Annotated in this window: 14 protein-coding genes; 5 read left to right on the forward strand and 9 right to left on the reverse strand. The window is 57.7% G+C overall.

The annotated features are described in order from the left end of the window. The first annotated feature begins 26 nt into the window (after positions 1-26). A complete protein-coding gene (locus tag UH5x_RS13595; protein WP_083435167.1) occupies positions 27-992 on the forward strand; it encodes a 3'-5' exoribonuclease YhaM family protein in 966 nt (321 codons plus the stop codon). Further along, positions 989-1,726 (forward strand): 7-cyano-7-deazaguanine synthase QueC, encoded by a 738-nt coding sequence (gene queC / locus UH5x_RS13600; protein ID WP_482632703.1) that lies wholly within the window; start codon positions 989-991, stop codon positions 1,724-1,726. The genes UH5x_RS13595 and queC overlap by 4 nt, the downstream gene beginning before the upstream one ends. 1,477 nt (positions 1,727-3,203) lie before the next feature. Here queC and UH5x_RS13605 read toward each other — a convergent pair. After that, positions 3,204-5,267, reverse strand: coding sequence for a hypothetical protein (locus UH5x_RS13605; protein WP_047817086.1), 2,064 nt, complete (start codon positions 5,265-5,267; stop codon positions 3,204-3,206). A gap of 150 nt (positions 5,268-5,417) precedes the next feature. Here UH5x_RS13605 and purB point away from each other — a divergent pair, with 150 nt between their 5' ends. Beyond that, a complete protein-coding gene (gene purB, locus UH5x_RS13610; protein WP_047817087.1) occupies positions 5,418-6,854 on the forward strand; it encodes an adenylosuccinate lyase in 1,437 nt (478 codons plus the stop codon). 86 nt (positions 6,855-6,940) lie between these two features. Here the strand turns inward: purB and UH5x_RS13615 are convergent, their stop codons facing one another. Both UH5x_RS13615 and UH5x_RS13620 read right to left on the reverse strand, forming a co-directional pair. Then, positions 6,941-8,284, reverse strand: coding sequence for a porin (locus UH5x_RS13615; protein WP_482632704.1), 1,344 nt, complete (start codon positions 8,282-8,284; stop codon positions 6,941-6,943). Between the two features lie 354 nt (positions 8,285-8,638). After that, positions 8,639-9,847 carry a porin gene (locus UH5x_RS13620; RefSeq protein ID WP_047817089.1) on the reverse strand — a complete coding sequence of 403 codons (1,209 nt, stop codon included), beginning with the start codon at positions 9,845-9,847 and terminating at the stop codon, positions 8,639-8,641. Positions 9,848-10,546: 699 nt separating this feature from the next. Between UH5x_RS13620 and rpmB the strand changes: the two genes are divergently transcribed. Both rpmB and gatC read left to right on the forward strand, forming a co-directional pair. Beyond that, positions 10,547-10,819, forward strand: a complete 273-nt coding sequence (gene rpmB / locus UH5x_RS13625) for a 50S ribosomal protein L28 (RefSeq protein WP_047817090.1) — start codon at positions 10,547-10,549, stop codon at positions 10,817-10,819. Continuing rightward, complete coding sequence (gene gatC / locus UH5x_RS13630) at positions 10,819-11,136, forward strand: Asp-tRNA(Asn)/Glu-tRNA(Gln) amidotransferase subunit GatC (protein WP_047817091.1); 318 nt, start codon at positions 10,819-10,821, stop codon at positions 11,134-11,136. Before rpmB ends, gatC begins: the two co-directional genes overlap by 1 nt. Before the next feature lie 183 nt (positions 11,137-11,319). Here gatC and UH5x_RS13635 read toward each other — a convergent pair whose 3' ends face one another. The 6 genes from UH5x_RS13635 to UH5x_RS13660 all read right to left on the reverse strand — a co-directional run bounded on the left by UH5x_RS13635 (position 11,320) and on the right by UH5x_RS13660 (position 18,838). Further along, positions 11,320-12,399 carry a succinylglutamate desuccinylase/aspartoacylase family protein gene (locus tag UH5x_RS13635; protein ID WP_482632705.1) on the reverse strand — a complete coding sequence of 360 codons (1,080 nt, stop codon included), beginning with the start codon at positions 12,397-12,399 and terminating at the stop codon, positions 11,320-11,322. A gap of 19 nt (positions 12,400-12,418) precedes the next feature. Beyond that, positions 12,419-13,852: a PP2C family protein-serine/threonine phosphatase gene (locus UH5x_RS13640; protein WP_482632706.1), complete on the reverse strand. Its 1,434-nt coding sequence runs from the start codon at positions 13,850-13,852 to the stop codon at positions 12,419-12,421. Positions 13,853-14,103: 251 nt separating this feature from the next. Further along, a complete protein-coding gene (locus UH5x_RS13645; protein ID WP_482635988.1) occupies positions 14,104-15,327 on the reverse strand; it encodes a M20/M25/M40 family metallo-hydrolase in 1,224 nt (407 codons plus the stop codon). Between the two features lie 86 nt (positions 15,328-15,413). Further along, on the reverse strand, positions 15,414-15,686 hold the full coding sequence (locus tag UH5x_RS13650) for a hypothetical protein (RefSeq protein WP_482632707.1): 273 nt from the start codon (positions 15,684-15,686) through the stop codon (positions 15,414-15,416). A gap of 134 nt (positions 15,687-15,820) precedes the next feature. Further along, positions 15,821-16,780: an oxygen-dependent tRNA uridine(34) hydroxylase TrhO gene (gene trhO, locus UH5x_RS13655; RefSeq protein WP_482635989.1), complete on the reverse strand. Its 960-nt coding sequence runs from the start codon at positions 16,778-16,780 to the stop codon at positions 15,821-15,823. Positions 16,781-16,798: 18 nt separating this feature from the next. Then, on the reverse strand, positions 16,799-18,838 hold the full coding sequence (locus UH5x_RS13660; RefSeq protein ID WP_482635990.1) for a c-type cytochrome domain-containing protein: 2,040 nt from the start codon (positions 18,836-18,838) through the stop codon (positions 16,799-16,801). Positions 18,839-18,894: the final 56 nt, after the last annotated feature.

The raw sequence follows: 18,894 nt of genomic DNA on the forward strand, positions 1-18,894 counted from the left end.
ATTCGCCTTCTACCCGCGACGAGCCCGTGTCACGAACCGCTATCCAAGATTTGACCGACGGAATGACGTTGGCCCAGCCGTTCCAAGCCGCCGACAAACAACTGCGAGTCAATCGCCAGGGCGGCAAATACATCTTGCTGAAATTGTCGGATCGATCCGGCACGATCGTCGGGATGATGTGGAACGCTGACGAAACCACCTTTGATACGTTCGATCGTGGCGACTACATCCATTGCAGCGGCCGAACACAGGTCCACAACGGTTCCCTGCAAGTGATCCTCGCCGAGATCCAACGCATGGACCCAGCGGAAGTCGACCAGAGTGACTTTGACCGCTTCGACGCCAACCAAGCGGACAGCAATTTCGATCGCCTGCGAGAATTGCTGGCGACGATCTCGCAACCCGCTCTGCACGCCTTGGCTCAGTCCTACCTGAACGACGATTCGTTTGTTCAATCGTTTCGCCAGGCCGCGGCGGCGGTTTCCAACCATCACGCTTATCCCGGCGGACTGCTCGAACACACCGTCAACATGATGGAACTCGTCCGCCTGATTTCCCCGCGTTACGCCAAGGTCGACACCGACCTGTTGCTGATGGGCGCCTTCCTGCACGACCTAGGGAAGATCGATGAACTGCGTGCCAGCGGCGAGATCAGCTACACCGACCGCGGCCAATTGGTTGGGCACATCGTCATCGGCGTTCAGCGTCTGGGCGAAAAAATTGCCGAAACCGAAACCGCCACCGGCCAGAAGTTTTCCACCGGTCTGCGACATCAGTTGGAACACTTGGTCGTTAGCCACCACGGCGTGCTGGAATACGGCAGCCCCAAAATCCCAGTCACACTGGAAGCCGTCGCCCTGCACCACATCGACAACCTCGATGCCAAGCTGGCCTCGTATTCCTCAATCATCGATTCTGACATCGCCGCTGACGGGAACTGGACGAACTACACCCCCTCGATCGGACGCAAACTTTGGAAGGGCGACTCATGAACTCAATCTCGCAACCCAAAGACGAATCCGCCCAAGCGAATGCGGGACGTGCCGTGGTGCTGCTGTCCGGTGGACTGGATAGCGCCACCTGCGTCGCCATTGCTCGCGACCAAGGATTCGAAGTCCACGCGATCAGTTTCCGGTACGGCCAACGTCATGATGGCGAACTGGACCGCGCCGCCAAGCAAGCCAGTTTGATGAGCGTCGCGTCTCACCGCGTGATCGACATCGACTTGGCTCAACTTGGTGGATCCGCCCTGGTGGACTCGTCCATTGCCGTCCCCAAATCGGATCATGTCGACAAAATCGCGGGCGACATTCCAGTGACCTATGTCCCGGCCCGCAACACGATCTTTTTGTCCTACGCATTGGCGGTGGCCGAGACATTGGGTTCGCGAGACATCTTCATTGGTGTCAACGCCCTCGACTACAGCGGCTACCCGGATTGCCGTCCGGAGTTCATCGACGCGTTTCAAACGATGGCACGCCTGGCCACCAAAGCCGGTGTGGAAGACGAGCATTCGCTCACCATTCACACGCCACTGCTGCACTGGACCAAGGCTGAAATCATCCAGCGTGGAATTGAACTCGGCGTGGACTACTCGCAAACGCTGTCCTGTTACGACCCGCAAGGCAACGGTGACGAAGCTCGCCCCTGCGGTCAGTGCGACGCGTGTTTGTTGAGAGCCAAAGGTTTCTCAGAAAACGAAATCGCTGATCCCGCAATCGGCTGAGACAACGATCCGGTTGCCCCGCCTCACATCGCAATCACGCCACATCGCCCCGGACGGGGCCGTCGTCCTTAGCTCGGGGCGGAAGCCCCGAGACCGAGTCGAAATGAACGACAGGTCGCCCCGGACGGGGCCGTCGTGGTCATTCCGGCATCGCCCAACAGCGTGACGCCAGCGGTTGATGTGAATTTGGATGCGACGAGGCTTGGCCGTGGAGGGCTTGCCCGACGGAACAGTTGAGGACAACGGTTCTACTCTGGAGCGGTGCATTTCGACGCGGTCGCGATTCGTCGACCTCGCCCTGGTGGAGATGCGGCGAGTGAATTGCAAAGTGCAAATTGATCAATGCAAATTGCAAAGTGTTTCCGGCTCGGCAAGCCACGCGATTTCACCAATCAGCCATTGCCAATTTGCAATGTCCAGTTTGCAATTCGCAATCGTCCCGCCTCACATCGCAATCACGCCACATCGCCCCGGATGGGGCCGTCGTCCTTCGCTCGGGGCGGAAGCCCCGAGACCGAGTCGAAAAGAACAACAGGTCGCCCCGGACGGGGCCGTCGTGATCATTCCGGCATCGCCCAACAGCGTGACGCCAGCGGTTGATGTGAACTTGGATGCGACGAGGCTTGGCCGTGGAGGGCTTGCCCGACGGAACAGTTGAGGACAACGGTTCTACTCTGGAGCGGTGCATTTCAACGCGGTCGCGATTCGTCGACCTCGCCCCGACTGAGGATGCAGCGAGTGAATTGCAAAGTGTTTCCGGCTCGGCAAGTCACGCGATTTCACCAATCAGCCATTGCCAATTTGCAATGTCCAGTTTGCAATTCGCAATCGTCCCGCCTCACATCGCAATCACGCCACATCGCCCCGGACGGGGCCGTCGTCCTTAGCTCGGGGCGGAAGCCCCGAGACCGAGTCCAAATGAACAACAGGTCGCCCCGGACGGGGCCGTCGTGATCATTCCGGCATCGCCCAACAACGTGATGCCAGCAGTTGAAGTGGGCTTGGTTGCGACGTGGCTTGGCCGTGGAGGGCTTGCCCGACGGAACCGTTGAGGACAACGGTTCTACTCTGGAGCGGTGCATTTCGACGCGGTCGCGATTCGTCGACCTCGCCCCGACTGAGGATGCAGCGAGTGAATCAAAAAAGTGTTTCCGGCTCGGCAAGTCACGCGATTTCACCGATCAGCCATTGCCAATTTGCAATGTCCAGCTTGCAATTTGCAATCGTCCCGCCTCACATCGCAATCGCGCCACATCGCCCCGGACGGGGCCGTCGTCCTTAGCTCGGGGCGGAAGCCCCGAGACCGAGTCGAAAAGAACAACAGGTCGCCCCGGACGGGGCCGTCGTGATCATTCCGGCATCGCCCAACAGCGTGACGCCAGCGGTTGATGTGAACTTGGTTGCGACGTGGCTTGGCCGTGGAGGGCTTGCCCGACGGAACCGTTGAGGACAACGGTTGTACTCTCGCAGGTTTCGCTTACTTCAACAGGAATCCGTTGAGGTTCCAACCGTCTTTGGTGGTTTCGACGAAACCGAACGCGTTGCGGAAGTACTTCTCGACCTCACTGAACGCGGGCCATTTGCTCACGTTGAGACGCTCGATGGGCTCTTCCACTTCGGGCTCATCGCCTTCAAACATGCGACGAACCAACGAAGCCATGACCGAATCGCTGTTCTTCAGTTCGCCTTGGCGTTGCAATTCGTACTTCGCTCGCAGCGATTGACGCAGACGAACCACGCGTTGGAAGGCCACTTCATCGGCTCCCATTTCTCGGGTCAGTTTCAACAGGTCTTTGACTTCATCCAAGTCGGCTAACTTCTCGCCTTCCCCTGTTTGCATTCGCTTCGCCACATCGACCAACCATTCCACATGGCTGCTGAAGACCAGGTGTGCCTTCTTGGATCCCTTGCCGGCAGGCACCATCGCGATGGCCCAGGTGTTCAAGAGTGGGGTCTGTTGTTCATCGATCTCTTCCTCGAAGCCGAGGTCATCGAAGAACTCGTCATCCAGTTCGTCGTCGCCACTGCCGTGTTTGACTTGCCAAATTTCAACGCCGGGAACCGTGTCGACCTTGAAAACATCGGGCTCGACTTCCATCGCTTTGCGAACCGCGGTTCCAATTGCATTCGCATCGCGAACTTCAATGGCGACCAAGACGCGTTCCGAATCCACCGTCGCGGGCAGTGTGTTGTCGGTCAACAGCAACAGGTGTTCCGAGAGATTTGGCAACACATTCTTTTCGATGTCGATCTGCGGTCCTTCTTCGTCGTCTCGGATGCCTTCGATGCTGGGCCGAAAGATCTCATTGTCAAAGGCTTCGTCGACCAAGGTCTCGAGCGCCCAAAACGCTTCTTCGATCTTCCAGTTCACCCGTGTGAGGCTGGCCGTGTTGGCGGGAACCCAAGCGGGGATCTCTTCCAGTGGCGTGTTGGGAAACTGCAAGATCCGAGCAGCCAAACGGTAGCGACTGGATTCTTCGGTGACGGGAGGAGCGTGCACATAACCTCGGTGCAGCAAGTCAAACTTGCCCTGCCCCACGACGGCAATTCCGCCAGCAGCTTGCACGGCGTCAAAACCTTGGTTCTCGAGCAAATTCAAAATACGAACTTTGTTGCCGCGGTCGACCTTGGCCACGTCGCGAATGATCCGGCCCATCGTCAGCGGTTTGACGAACCATTCGACTTGTGAACCTTCGGTTTCGATTTCGCTGCGAGAGAGAGCCTGTTTCCAAACGGTTCGCAACAACGGTGCTTTGTCCAAGGAATCTTCCCGGCCATCGTTTGAAATCGCGTCCAAGACTTCAAACACCACCGAATCGCGATCCGACGCGATCACACGATCCTGAGTCAGCGAAACCACCACCTGTTCGATCTTGAGCTGCCCGGGGCGAGTCTTGGGACTGTACACGCGAACGGTTTCGCCCGCGTGAGTGACATCGGCTCGAGTCGCGCCATCAGCCTTCAGATCTTGGTCCACTCGCTCCAAGACGGCTTCCGCTCCTGCGTGCTTCCCTCGAATGTCAGCCACGACACAAACCGAGGAAGGACGGCGGTTGTCATTTTCAAAGGGCAACCACACCGCGATCACTTCTCCAGTCGCAATTTCGTACAACTCTTTGGGACGCACACCAACCTTGTCGCCCAATTTTTCCCACACAGCGCCTTGGCTGCCAAAATTGGCATCGATCAGCGGCTTCATCGCAGGATCATCCGTGATGCCCGACAACGTTGTTTGCTGCCACGAATTGCACAGCACGGTCAGATCAGGAATCCGAACCACGCCCGCGGCCGTGTCGGGCAACAATTTCAATGCTGTCATCAAGACCGGCTTCGCGGCCCCCTGCCCTGCCCCGGCTGCTTTTGCAGGCACGGCGTCTTGAGCGAACGCATGCGATCCAAACAAACTCAACGCCAGAACGGCTGTCAATGCATGGAGCATCGCGACGCGGCGACCCCGTGGTCGACCGTCGAAGTTGCAAAAATATGTTCGTGTGAGATTGATCACTCGTTTGTCCGCCACTTGCACCCGTTGAAAATTCATTCAAGATCCGTCTGAAATCGTCGGAACCCATCCGAGCCCGCGTCTCTGCGAGACTGGCTCAGCCGGCCGATATCGTAAACCCTTCCATTTCGGGCCGAAATGCCGATGTGACCATCCATCGCCTGATTTGTGCCCCCGCAAGAGACCAAAATGACCGAAACGCAGGAAACACCGTACCAAAACCCCCTGATCGAGCGTTACGCGTCACGTGAAATGGCATTTCACTGGGGACCTCAACGCCGATTTGCTTCCTGGCGAAAAGTCTGGATCGCGCTGGCGGAGGCCGAACAGGAACTCGGAATCCCGATCACCGACGCCCAAATCGAACAGCTGAAAGCGTTCGAAACAAAATTGAATCTGGACGAAGCAGCCAAATACGAGCGAAAACTGCGCCACGATGTGATGGCTCACGTCCACGCCTATGGCGACCAGTGCCCGGATGCCCGCGGGATCATTCACCTCGGTGCGACCAGCTGTTTCGTGACCGACAATGCGGACCTGCTGCTGATTCGCGAAGCCCTGCAACTGACAGCCAAACGCTTGGCAGCCACGATCGACCAAATGGCCCAATTCGCCGCCCAGCACCGCGACCTGCCCTGCCTCGCCTTCACCCACTTTCAACCTGCCCAACCGACCACCGTCGGCAAACGAGCTTGTCTGTGGATCTACGACTTGGTGCTGGACCTCGAAGCGGTTGAACATCGACTCGAAACATTGCGAGCGCGCTCGGCCAAAGGCACGACGGGAACTCAAGCAAGCTTCTTGGAGCTGTTCTCCGGCGACCACGACAAAGTCCGGGCTCTCGAGAAAAGAATCGCTGAAAAACTCTCGTTCGATTCCGTCTACGCCGTCACCGGGCAAACCTACCCCCGCAAAGTCGACGCTCAATTGCTCGACGCCCTGTCCGGCATCGGGCAAAGCGTTCACAAAATTGCCACCGACATCCGCTTGCTCGCCGGCCGCAAAGAAGTGGAAGAGCCATTTGAGAAGAATCAAATCGGCAGCTCGGCGATGGCCTACAAACGCAACCCGATGCGGAGCGAGCGAATCTGTGCACTCGGTCGGTTCGTCATGAGCCTGCAAAGCAGTCCCGCGATGACCGCCGCGACGCAGTGGATGGAACGCACCCTGGACGACAGCGCCAACCGCCGCTTGGTCATCCCGCAAGCCTTCCTGGCCATCGATGCAGCACTCGTGCTGATGCAAAACGTTGCCGACGGGATGGTCGTCTACCCGGCCACGATCGCGAAAAACTTGGGGGCCGAACTCCCGTTCATGGCGACCGAGAACATCTTGATGCAAGCGGTCGCTGCGGGCGGTGACCGTCAAGATTTGCACGAACAAATTCGCGTGCACAGTCAAGCGGCGGCATTGGAAGTCAAACAGAACGCTGGCGACAACGATCTGCTGGAACGCCTCAAAGGCGACGAAAACTTCGCCGGAATCGACCTGGAAGCCGCGATCGATCCACACGCTTACGTGGGGCGAGCTCCCCAACAAGTCGACGAGTTCATGGAAACGATCATCGCCCCCATTCGCCAGAGATATTCTGGTGGGAGCGATTTGAGTGTCGAAGTCACCGTGTGATTTCGACGGTCCGCTTGACTGGGCAATGATCTCGCCGGCCCGCCATGTTGCTGGCGAGATCCAAGGCCCTCTTTGATCGACTGTTCTTAGAACAAGAAGATCGTGTCGATGCCGAAGGTGGTCTGGTCATCTTGGTCGTTTTCCAAGATGCCAGTCACATCGTCTCCGTCAACCCAATCCCAGCGAATTTCGGGGCGGATCAAGACGTTGGCGTGCGGTTTGACGTTGGCACCCAAGGTCATGGCGTAAACATCGACATTGCCGTTGTAGACACCTGCGTCCGCGTCGTACCACTCGAAACGACTGCCCAAGGCCAAGCAATCGCTGACCGTGTAGATCAGGTAGTTGTTCAGACCATAGGTTTCTTTGAAGTTGCCACCGTTGCCGTCTTCGGCGTCCAAGTAATCCGACTGCAAAACGTATTGCAATTGATCGGTCAGCGCGACGTCGGTGACGATCGAGTGCATGTAGCCTTGCGATGTGGTCCCACCGGGCTGGTCACCAAAACGCCCCACAACGGTTGCGTAGGTGACGGTGACATCGTCACTCATGGCCAGCGAAGCACCGCCCAAGAACGAGTCGCCATTGTCTTCAAAGCCGCTGTCCCAGCCCATGGTGTATCCACCATACAGGGTCAGATCATCGCCAGCGTTGTAAGTCGCCAAAGCACCGGTGTGGGTGAAGGGCTCGCTGTTCACCATCGTGTAAGCGTGGCTGTAGAAGAAGTTGTCAGGAGCGGCAACGACTTCGTAACCAATGATCGTGAAGAAGTGGCCGAATTTCACCGACAGGTCGCCGTAGCCCACTTCACCGTAGACCTGTGGCAGTGCACTGCCGTACTGCCCGTGATCCCAACCGGTGTCCCAGTGGCCGTTGTCGATGCCAAACGCCTGGGTGTCTTGAGCATCGATGCCGTAGACGTAATCGATGCGTCCACCGAAGTCGAAACCATTCGACGTGTCGATGGCCTTCTCGGCGTAGAACCAGGCTTGGTGCAGGTTGTATTCGTCGGGGCGATTATTGAACAAAGGCAATGCTTTGTCGTGGTACCCCATTTGAACCCAACCACCGACGGAGTAGCCACAGGCTTCGCCGAAGAGCGTGAACGGATCGCCGAGGTCGCACTCAAACAACCCGCATCCGCCATCATCAAACAGGCCGCCTCCCATGTCGCCACAGCTCATGTCGCCGCAACCACCGTCGCAGGCCAACTCACCGCAGCCACATTCCATTTCAGGAAATGTGTCACACGATTCATCACAGCTGGCGTCAAAGTGCCCCACCGGGAGGACTTCCGCCTGACTGGTAGGCATTCCGCCTTGGTAACTTGCGTCCGCCACAAATCGGTCGGCGGCAGAAACGCCATTGAGGCTTCCCAATCCAACCAAGCCACCGAGGGCCAACCACAAAGCAGCTCGTTTCGATTTCATCTTGCTCGTCCCTGATCGATTTCAAATGGATTCGCCGCGTCCACAGTGACTGCCGCCTTCCATGGCAGCAAACCAGTCAACCGTGTCGACCGCCAAGTAGAGGCGATTCCTTGCTGGGAAGTATCGTCGCCGCGGCGCGATGCAATTGAGACCAACGCCATAGAAACCCCAGCCCGAAACACCGGAAAATCCAGACCAGCGTTAAACTTTGCGGGTTAGGAGGTTCGTCCGGTGAGTTTCAAGCGTTCGACCAAGGCCGCTGAAATCTTGAGCGCAAACGAAAAAAAGCCGGCTCATCGCATTTCTGCGGTGAACCGGCCTCTTGGGTCTCACGAAATCGTCGTTCGGGGCAGCTTAGAACATGAAGATCGTATCGAAACCGAAGGTGGTTTGATCGTCGTCATTGTTTTCCAAGATCCCGGTGTAGTCGCCATCGACCCAGTCCCAACGAACTTCGGGACGAATCAAGACGTTCGAGTGAGGACGGTAGTTGATACCGGTCGTCAAAGCGTAGACATCGCTGTCGTCGTTGTTTCCATCGTCGAACACACCTTCGCTTTGGTACCACTCGAAGCGGCCACCCAAGGACAAGCAGTCATTGATGTTGTAGATCAAGTACTGGTTGATGCCGAACGTGTCACGAACGGTTCCACCAGCAGCATCTTCGCTGTCCAGCAAGTCCGACTGGAAGATGTACTGCAATTTGTCGCTGACAGCGTAGTCAGCAACGATCGAGTGCATGTAGCCCTTCTCGACTCCACCAGCGTTGTCTTCACCGAAGCGACCGATGGTGGTTGCGTAGGTCAGGGTCAGGTCGTCAGTCAGGCCAGCCGAGAAACCACCGAGGTAGGTGTCGCCGTTGTCTTCGAAACCGCTATCCCAGCCCAAGGTGTATCCACCGAAGACGCTCAGATCGTCCGAAACGTTGTACGTTGCCAATGCACCGGTGTGGGTGAAAGGCTCACTGTTGTACATCGTGTAAGCGTGGCTGTAGAAGAAGTTGTCAGGAGCGGCAACGACTTCGTAACCAATGATCGTGAAGAAGTGACCGACTTTGACCGACAGGTCGCCGTAGCCCATTTCCGTGTACAGCTGAGGAATGGCGTGACCGTAGTCCCCACCGTTGTCCCACTGATTGTCCCAGTGACCGTTGTCGATTCCGAACGCTTGCGTGTCGGGACCGTCGGTACCGTAGATGTAATCGATCCGTCCACCGATGTCGAAGCCGCACGAAGTGTCGATGGCTTTCTCAGCGTACAACCATGCTTGGTGCAGCTGAACGTTGTCGGGACGGCTGTTGAACAAAGGCAACGCCTTTGAGTGGTAGCCGATCGACGCCCATCCGCCCACTTCGATGCCGCAGACATCGCCGAACAGCGTGTAAGGGTCGTCCAAGCAGCAGTCGCCCAATCCGGGCAAGCAGCTACCGAGGCCACCGCCGCAGAGCGAATCGCAGCCGCTGTCGCAACCTGTGTTGCAGCCGCAGTCACCCAAGCAACCGACGGTTTCGCAACCGCAAGTCACTTCGTTGCTGCATCCGCCAACAGGCTCGCAACCACACACGGGCTCACCACAATCGCAAAGCGACGAGGTGCAAGAGACCAATCCAATATCATTTGCTGAAGCGCTGGTCAGATTTGTGGCGTTAACGCCGCATGCAACCGCTGCGATCAGAGCTAGTTTACTAAGCTTCATTGCTTTCTCCGTTGAAGTCCCAATCCAATTGGGCCGTTTCGTGTCACCAAGATTCAAAATGGATGCCGTCAGAACCAGAAGCTGTGCCCCCACAGTTGGGGAGGGCCGATCTCTCGCTCTTGAACGATGAAACAAACGCAGTCCATCGCTTTTTCAACGCACACGCTGCCTGCCGCCGAAGGCACATCGAATTTTCCGAGCAATCGTTTCGAAATTCGAATCAATCACCTCGAAGATTTCGAGTGAGTTGAAAGCAATCCATCATGTCGTCGGAGGAATTCATCGGTGCATTTGCCGAGTCCGTCCCCAACCCGTCCTCAAATCCACTCAGAAACCGTCCACGGGGTGCGCAACGCACCTGTTACTCCTCATCTGCCGGTCGTTCCCCTGATGCCGTTTAGGTAAAATGTGATGATTCAGGACCGAAGACGCTCGGTAGAAGTGAAAATCCTGCTTTCAATAAAACGTTCCACCCGCTATCCTGCGGGGCTTCTCCCTGGAACCAGGGATTTTGAGCGTTTAAAACCACACACATGACAATCACCGCAAGCGGTGGCGGAGAATCAGATGGCACGACAATGCGAAGCGTGCGGCAAGAAAGTCCAAATGGGCAACCGTATTGAAACCCGGGGTAAAGCGAAGTACCTGGGCGGAGTCGGTACCAAAATCACTGGTTGCACACGCCGTAAATTTGTCCCCAACTTGCAAAAAGTTCACGTGACCTTGCCCAACGGCACCAACAAATCAATGCGGATTTGCACTCAGTGCATTCGCAGCGGTGTCGTACGCAAAACCGTGAAAACAAAACCGTTTGACGTCAGCGGCGGTAAAAAGTCCTGATGTCCGGTCCTGGCAACGGTGCGTCCGTCGACATCCAAAAATTGGCTCGACTGGCTCGCCTTCAGCTAACGGAACAAGAGCAAACCGATTTCGGCCCGCAAATCGCGGACATCCTCGGTTTCGTGGAACAATTGTCCGAACTCGACACCTCCGGTGTCGAGCCGATGACCAGTGCGCTGGATGTCGAAAACCGATTCCGGGACGACACCCCAGACCAAAGCCTGTCTGCCGAGGTTGCGACGCGAACCGCGCCCGCTTCCCAAGATGGCACGTTTTTGGTGCCTCCCGTTCTGGGAAACACTTCTTCCAAGAAATGAATCCGGCCCAAGCAGTTCGCGAAGATTCCCTCGGAATGAATTCGCGAACCGTTTTTGCTGCGCAGTCCAAACCTACCTGCCGCGATGCCCGATCGATCAACCCGGCATCAATCAACCTGGCATCGCTTGACCTCGCCCAGCCAGGTCAGGCCCACAGGACCTGACCGCACCCAGGCCTCCTTCTCACGAAGCCTCTTCCTCGGGCCGATCGACAACCACCAGATTGCTGGCCAAATCTTCGACCACGCGTGATTCCAACCCATCGTCGGACACTCGCTGGCGATCCACGGTCTTGGGTTTGACCCCCGCTGGCAAACGCCCCAGGTGAAAAACAGGCTCGCCAGGCGAAACGGCTGGCAACGTTGTCATGCCAATGACGACGCTGTCAAACGGCGAAATCAAGACACTGCGTTCGAACCCCAACAAGGTTGTGTTGGTCGCCAGCGGCTGACCCTTTTCAACAAAATCGCCGGGCCCGACGTGAAATTGAAGGAAACCGCCTTTCTCCGCCCGGACCCACTTGGCCGTTTCAACATGAAACCGAGCCTCGGGCACCTCCGCCTCCCCATCGATCATTTCTAACTTCGCGAGCACGTTTCGGACGCCACGAACAGCGATCTCGACAATCCGAGGCTCAGCCTTCCAGACTTCGCCGCCCTCCATCACGATCGTTGGACACCCCGCCAAACAGGCCTCGCGACGAAGCGCCCCCGCGGGCCCCTGACCATTCATGATCACGTCGGTGCCGAAGGATTCCGCCAACATACTGACCTTGGGATCACTCAGATCACCACGGACGTTGGGGTAATTCGTCCGGCGAACCGAGGCGGTGTGCAAATCGATCCCGTAATCGGAACGCCCAACAATCTCATCAAAGATCGTTCTCGCCACGCGACCAGCCAACGATCCCGAGAAGGAACCAGGAAAGCAGCGATTCAAATCGCGACGATCGGGCAAATAACGTGAGTGCCGCTCAAACGCGAGCAAATTCAACACTGGAACCAGAATCAGCGCCCCGGCTTTCAGTTCCAGATTCTCATCCTGGATCAGCTGACGCACTGCGCCCGTCCCATTCAACTCGTCCCCGTGCAGCGCCGCGGTCACAAACACGACCGGGCCCGGGTTCAACGCCCGCTGAACAAAGATTGGAATCCGCAATGAGATTCCGGAGTACGACTCACTGACGGCAAGGTGAATGCTCCGCTGCTCCCCCGCAGGAACTTCCTTCCCTGACCAATTGCCAACGTGCTTGGGGCTATCCATGATCCCTGATTTCACTCACTTAAAGATCGACGACCGTATCGCTCGCCGAATCATCTTGGTGTTTTCGCAACTGCTCCATCGCTGCCAAAGTCGCATCGCAATACGACGACACGGCGGTCCCCCAAGCCTCTTCCTTCGTGGCCTGGCGAGCTTGTTGCAACAACTGGTCAACATTTTGCCAGTCCAACATCCAGTTTCGCTCTTCTGACGTTTGCCGCAACTGGGTGATCACATCATCCATGCGAAGAAGGAAGGCTTCGTGCGAATCCGCCCTGTATCTGCGGTAGGGCCCGGTCCCCAGCGCGGTCTCACCGCTGCCGATATCCAGCGGTGCTCCGGAACTCCAGTTTGTGTCGATCGAACCCTGACCTGAACCACCCTGCCCTGCTGCCTGATTGCCAGGCACGCTCGCGACCGGCGCCGAGTCGCCCCCGGCCTCCTGGCCCCGCACCCGCCGCGTTTTCAACGGACGCCGGCGTTCGTTGGGCCTGAAAACACCACTGCCCCATACCGCTGCGGAGATGGCTCCCAGAATGAATGCGACAATCGCTGAGCCCACAAACCGCGGACTCACCAAAGCAGAAGCCAACCCAAACCCGACCGCACCCGTCCAACAAAACGCAGTGGTTCCGATCAAAGCACGCGAAGAAACCTCGTCTGCACCGATCGGGCGACGTTTTTTCTGCGACCCGTCATTCTGGGTCAGATGCTCCTCATCGACCTCGACCACGATCACCGTGATGTTGTCGGGACCTCCCCGCAGGTTGGCCAAGTCGATCATCACCTGAGCGGCTTTGTCGACATCCAACGAATCAAGCAAAACCGCGAGTTCGTCGTCTTCAATTTGCCCGGTCAGCCCATCACTGCAGACGAGAAAACGATCCCCCACTTTGAGATCAAACGGGCCTTCCAGGTCCACCAAGACCTCTGGGGAGGGGCCCAGCGATCGAGTGATCACGTTCTTGGGAATGGATTTACTGAAAACACTGTCACTGTGAACTTTGCCGCTGGCTTGCATCTCCCAAACCAACGAGTGATCAAACGTCAACTGCTCCAACACCCCGCGCCGTAACCGATAAACACGCGAATCGCCAACATGAGCCACGTAGGCCTCACCATTGACCAAAACCAGTGAACTGGCGGTCGTCCCCATGTTGAGGAACTCGGGGTTGCTTTGCCCACGCTCGTAAATGGCGGCATTGGCCAAATGCACCGCCTCAGAAATGGCGTGCTCGGGCGCCTCTTCCCGCGATTGGTAGTAGTGCATCGAAATGCGATCGCTGGCAATCTTCGACGCCAACTCACCCGCCGCGTGGGCGCCCATCCCGTCCGCGACGACAAACAAGTGCCCCCGCTTGTTCAGACGTTCCGCGGACTCGGCGATTAAAATCGCCAATGAATCTTGATTGTTCGCACGCCGCATCCCCACATGGGTTTGCTCAGCGAACTTCACTCCGGGGTGCCATGAACCTGACAAACGATTTGTGACCGAGAACTGGTGACCGAGAACACATTCAACCGACGAACTTACACGGCCTCACCGAGACTGCTTGGCAAATTGTAAGTCCCCGTGCGCCGTGAACCTAGTGTATTGAACGCTCTTGAGACACGATTTTAGCGACCTTCGTCACCGCAGACCGCCAGGCATGGATGACACCCCACCCGCGAGACCTCTCAACGGACTGCTCAAACGTAGAAATCGGCTCAAACAGGAGCGATCAGTTCCGCCGCCAATCGGCAGGCGTCCAAGAACTCGTCGACCATCAGGTACTCATCGACAGTGTGAATGGATGCTTGACCGCACCCGAGCGTGACAGCCTCAATCCCATGCAGCATCAGCCAATTTGCATCCAGCCCGCCGTTGGCCACCTCGCACTGTGGTGAACGCCCCAATTGCGAGATCAACTGAGTCGCCGCCAACACCGAAGGATGATCTTCCGCCAATCGAAACGCCTCGTAGTCCACGCGACTGCTGAATTCCAAACTCCCCACCCGGCCCTGAACATCCGTCACTGACTGAACTGCGTTTTCAAACGCTGCTTTCATCTGCGCCACAATTTCAGCCCGGAACTCCGCGTCATGACTCCGCGCCTCGGCTCGCAACTGGACTTCCGGTGTGATCACGTTGGTGGCGTCCCCGCCTTGAAAAACGCCCACATTGGCGGTCCCTCGCCGTCCATCTTTCTCGACCAACCCCAGCCATCCATTGCGATACAGAGTGCTGATCGCTTCGGAGGCAATCACGATTGCACTCACACCCTTCTCAGGTGCCACGCCAGCATGAGCCGCATGACCTCGAACCGTCATCTGCACACGCTCGCCACCGATCGCCCCATGACGAATCTTGTCGAGCCCACCCCCATCGAAATTGAACGCCCGATCCACTCGCCCCACCTTGGACACTTCCAGGTGACGAGCGCCTTCCAACCCAACTTCTTCCTGGATCAGGAACAGAATCACGGCCGGAGCCAACCGCAGATCCGGCTGCTTGGCCTGGCGAGCCAAGCGTTCGAAGATGGCACTGAGAATCACCGCGCAACCGCTCCGGTCATCAGCCCCCAGACCCGTCGGACCATCCGAGACCACGATCCGGCCCAGTTCTTCGTCATCGCGAACCACGGGATTGGATCCGACGCAGATCGGAACGGTGTCCATGTGAGCGGACAGTAAAGTCCGGGGCAACGATTCATCGCCCGGCAACGACACGATGAGATTCCCCGTGTTGCCACTCAAACGCGTCTTGGTGCCGGCATCGTCGGATTGAATCCAGGCCGGATCCACTCCCGCCTCCACCAACATTGCCTGGATCGAACTGGAAACCGCAGCTTCATCACCGCTCTTGCCAGGGATTCGCGTCAGCTGAAGATAGCGATCCAGGGCAGCCGATTCGTCCAGGGCCGCCCACTGAGAGGCATCGGTTCGGTTCATATTCATTGCGAGAGCCCGCGTTCCTTGCGTGAGATTGGTTCATTGCCAGAGCGTTGGGCGACCTCACCCCCCGCGAGACAAGCAGATCATCGCGTGCGACGGACGCGGCGAGCCGCTTCATCGTCCACGCGAATTGGCTGGGCCGCGGCGTTCGATTGCGACTGATTCAGTCGGCTGACGGCAAACCACCCGACAGCCAACAACAGACCACTGGCAGCGAAGGAAGCCAACATCGGAACGACATGCGCCGGTTCGGTGGCGTAGTGAGCCACACCTTCCGTGCTGCCATGACCGGGATGCGCCGAAACGGGAACGGCAAAAACCAAGGCGGCAATCGAGCCAAACAGTGAACGCGACAAAATGAACTCACAAGATGCAAGAGAAAAGAGAAGAGCCAATCCACAGGCGGCAACCGCCATCGAACCAGCCCCATCCATCGACCGACCAGCAAAACAAACCACGCCTGGGGCGCGAAGCCGAATCAACCGGCTGATTATACGCCCTGGTCGAGCTGTTGTTGTCGCATCCGCCGACGTTTTCGCTGGTCTTCGGTCACCTCCGCCGCACAACGAGAACAAGCGACCCCACGCTCATAGTCGGGATGCTGCTGCATTTCGGCGGTCAAGGGCCAACCACAGCCATGACACAATTCGTACGCCCCGGCCCGCAATTGGTGATCGACCGCCACGCGATTGTCGAACACAAAACATTCGCCCTGCCAACGAGATTCTTCCTCGGGCATCTTCTCTAAATAATTCAAAATCCCGCCACGCAGGTGATAAACCTCTTCAAACCCGCGTTCCTTCAAATAGGCGGTCGACTTTTCGCACCGGATCCCCCCCGTGCAAAACATCGCCACCTTGGGGTGCTTTTCCGGATCCAAGTTCTCCTCCACAAACTGAGGAAACTCTCGAAAGGAATCCGTGCCAGGATTGACGGCTCCTTGAAATGTCCCAATTTCGATCTCGTAGTCGTTTCGTGTGTCGATCAACGTGACCTCAGGATCGTCCACCAACGCATTCCAGTCCTGCGGCTCAACGTAGGTGCCGACCGATCGCAGTGGATTGATGTCCTCCACCCCCATCGTCACGATCTCGCGTTTCAACCGGACCTTGGTTTTTCGAAATGGAACCTGCTCGCAGTACGACCATTTGACGTCCATCCCACGCAATGGCGTCGCCTGATCGTCCAGTTCCATCGACCGAAGCCAATCGATGAACGGTTCCATTAACTCTCGCGGGCCTGCAATCGTTCCATTGATGCCTTCACCGGCCAACAACAACGAACCACGGATGCCATCACCAGACATTCGTTGGCGCAGCGGTTCTCGCAGCGATTCAAACTGCGGCACTGGCGTGAAGCAGTACAAAGCCGCAACGGCCACCGGCAAATCGGCCGCAGCAGCTTGGTCAGCAAAATCAGAGAGAGCAGAGGAAACGTTTGATTCGGTCATGGCCGAAAACTTACCCATTCATTGAACCCATTGCAGCCAAGCGTCCACGTAAGCAATCGGTGTCGTGTTCATGCCCGTCTGAAACGCTTGCGAAAACGGCTGGCCCGATTGCAGATTTCGCAACACGGCATCCAACCCTCTCCGATTTTGCCGCGACAACAAGGACTCGGCAATCGCAACTGCCATTCGGTCCGCTCGCTCAGGCGGCAACTTGCCGTTCAAAAAGTCTTTCCCCGACTTCAAACTGCCCACCGCGGTGACCAACTCCGCCTGCCTCCGCAGATTCTCATTCCGATCCCGTTTGGTCTCGCCGCCGGAAATCGCGGTCCCCAAACCTTCGGCAAACCATCGCGGCACCGCCTCCCCGCGACTGACCACCGCGAGACTGGCGACCGTCGCCTTCACTCGTTGGGCGATTTCCTCTTCGGTCGCACGCTCCGATGCCACGACCGCGACGTAGGCGCGGATTCCATCGTATTTCCAGTGTGACTGCCAATCGGCGGGGACGCTTCGGCCCTCGACCATCTTGGCGAACTCGCTGTAGTCGTATCGCTTGGTCAGCACATAAACCGAAGCCTTGCCGTGGAAAAAGTCCTCGGGCGTCCCATCGGCTGGGGGCAAAAACTTCTGAGCTTGCACGAGCGCGGCCTCAGCCGACTCCGCCACCGCCTCCAGCGTTGCTGGCGAAACATCGCCCCAAACGGCAAAGTGGTCGGTGACCTGCTTTTGCAACCTGCTCATGTCAGCACCCGCCAACCGGAAATCGGACTCCGCGATCTCGGCCCGCCGCTCACTGACCTCGGGAGACGCCGCCGCGGACAACCAAGCCTGAGCCGTGACCACCTTCATCGGCGTTTGCACCAAAGCCTCATCCACCTTGGCGCCTTCGCTGATCCAAGTCGAAATCAACTCGATGTCGCTGTCCGAAAGTGGCGGGCGACCGCCGGCGGGCATGCGATCACCAGCGCTGCCGCGGAGCTTCTGAACCAACAAACTGGCCTCCCCGTCGCCGGGCTGCATCACCGAACCACTGTCGCCACCGCGAAGCATCTGAGCCAACGTGTCCATTCGCAAACCACCACGGGTCTGCATCGCATCCAAGTGGCATCCGCTGCAATTCTCAACCAACAGTGGCGCCACATCCTTTGAAAACGAGACCGTTTCGTTTCCGGTTGGCTTGCCAACCATCGTTGGCTGATCGGGTTCCGGCGCGGCAGGCGTGTCAGCAGCTGCCCCACCCCCCTTCAAACTGGTGAGCATCGCGGCCGGATCGGGACCATCAAACCTGGCACCCTGAATCACCCATTGCTTCAGCGTGTCCAACTGTTCCTTGCTGACTTTCCCGCCACCACGAGGCATGTCGCCTGTTTCAATCGTTTCGATCAAGCGACTGCCGATCACATCGCCGGGGAAAACCACGACCCCTTCGGAGGGACCTTCCATCAACTTGGCAAAGCTCTGCAAAGTGAACCCACCCTTGTTGCCACGGATGTGACACCCGCCGCACTTGTCGACCAAGATCGGGGCGACTTCCGACACGAAACTGACGCCATCCGTTGCTGGCTCACTCGAGGCATCCGCTTCAGACATCGGATCCGCCGTCGCCTCCGGACGAGCAGGAAGCCGAAACGGTGGCAGCGTCACGCCTTCCAGTTCCAGCATCGCGCGAGCGTTGATGATTCGACGCATCGTCGGTAGCAACGCATCGTGCAGCCCGGGCGACGCCGCGTTGCCAGCCACATCAATTTGCCCGATCGCCTTTCGCAGAGCCTCCCCCGAGGTCTCGTAGTCGCCTTTGGAATACGCGGCCCCGGCACGCTTCACCTGCAACTCGACCGACTGAACAATGGTTCGTGATCTTGCATCGAGCGGTTTGGCGGCCCCTCGCGAATTGGTTTCTTGAGCATCCGCCGTCGAAACCTGCCACGAACACGTCGCCAGCAGCGTCCCGGCGACCAACGTCACCGCGGCGAAAACGCGAAGCGCCGTCCGGCCAACGTTCCCATTCGAAACGATCTGAATCTCTTTCGAAACGACCTGAATCATCGTCACCAACATCATTGTTCGAGTATTTGCCAATCACTCCATCATAGACCACAAACGCAGTTCTTCCC

This window comes from Rhodopirellula sp. UH5 (assembly GCF_056839225.1).

Excerpts from the sequence above, each read along its gene's own strand:
- UH5x_RS13635 (WP_482632705.1), bottom strand. The coding sequence starts at position 12,399 with ATGGATAGCCCCAAGCACGTTGGCAATTGGTCAGGGAAGGAAGTTCCT.
- UH5x_RS13605 (WP_047817086.1), bottom strand. The coding sequence starts at position 5,267 with ATGAATTTTCAACGGGTGCAAGTGGCGGACAAACGAGTGATCAATCTC.
- purB (WP_047817087.1), top strand. The coding sequence starts at position 5,418 with ATGACCGAAACGCAGGAAACACCGTACCAAAACCCCCTGATCGAGCGT.
- UH5x_RS13615 (WP_482632704.1), bottom strand. The coding sequence starts at position 8,284 with ATGAAATCGAAACGAGCTGCTTTGTGGTTGGCCCTCGGTGGCTTGGTT.
- gatC (WP_047817091.1), top strand. The coding sequence starts at position 10,819 with ATGTCCGGTCCTGGCAACGGTGCGTCCGTCGACATCCAAAAATTGGCT.
- UH5x_RS13660 (WP_482635990.1), bottom strand. The coding sequence starts at position 18,838 with ATGTTGGTGACGATGATTCAGGTCGTTTCGAAAGAGATTCAGATCGTT.
- rpmB (WP_047817090.1), top strand. The coding sequence starts at position 10,547 with ATGGCACGACAATGCGAAGCGTGCGGCAAGAAAGTCCAAATGGGCAAC.
- trhO (WP_482635989.1), bottom strand. The coding sequence starts at position 16,780 with ATGACCGAATCAAACGTTTCCTCTGCTCTCTCTGATTTTGCTGACCAA.
- UH5x_RS13645 (WP_482635988.1), bottom strand. The coding sequence starts at position 15,327 with ATGAACCGAACCGATGCCTCTCAGTGGGCGGCCCTGGACGAATCGGCT.
- queC (WP_482632703.1), top strand. The coding sequence starts at position 989 with ATGAACTCAATCTCGCAACCCAAAGACGAATCCGCCCAAGCGAATGCG.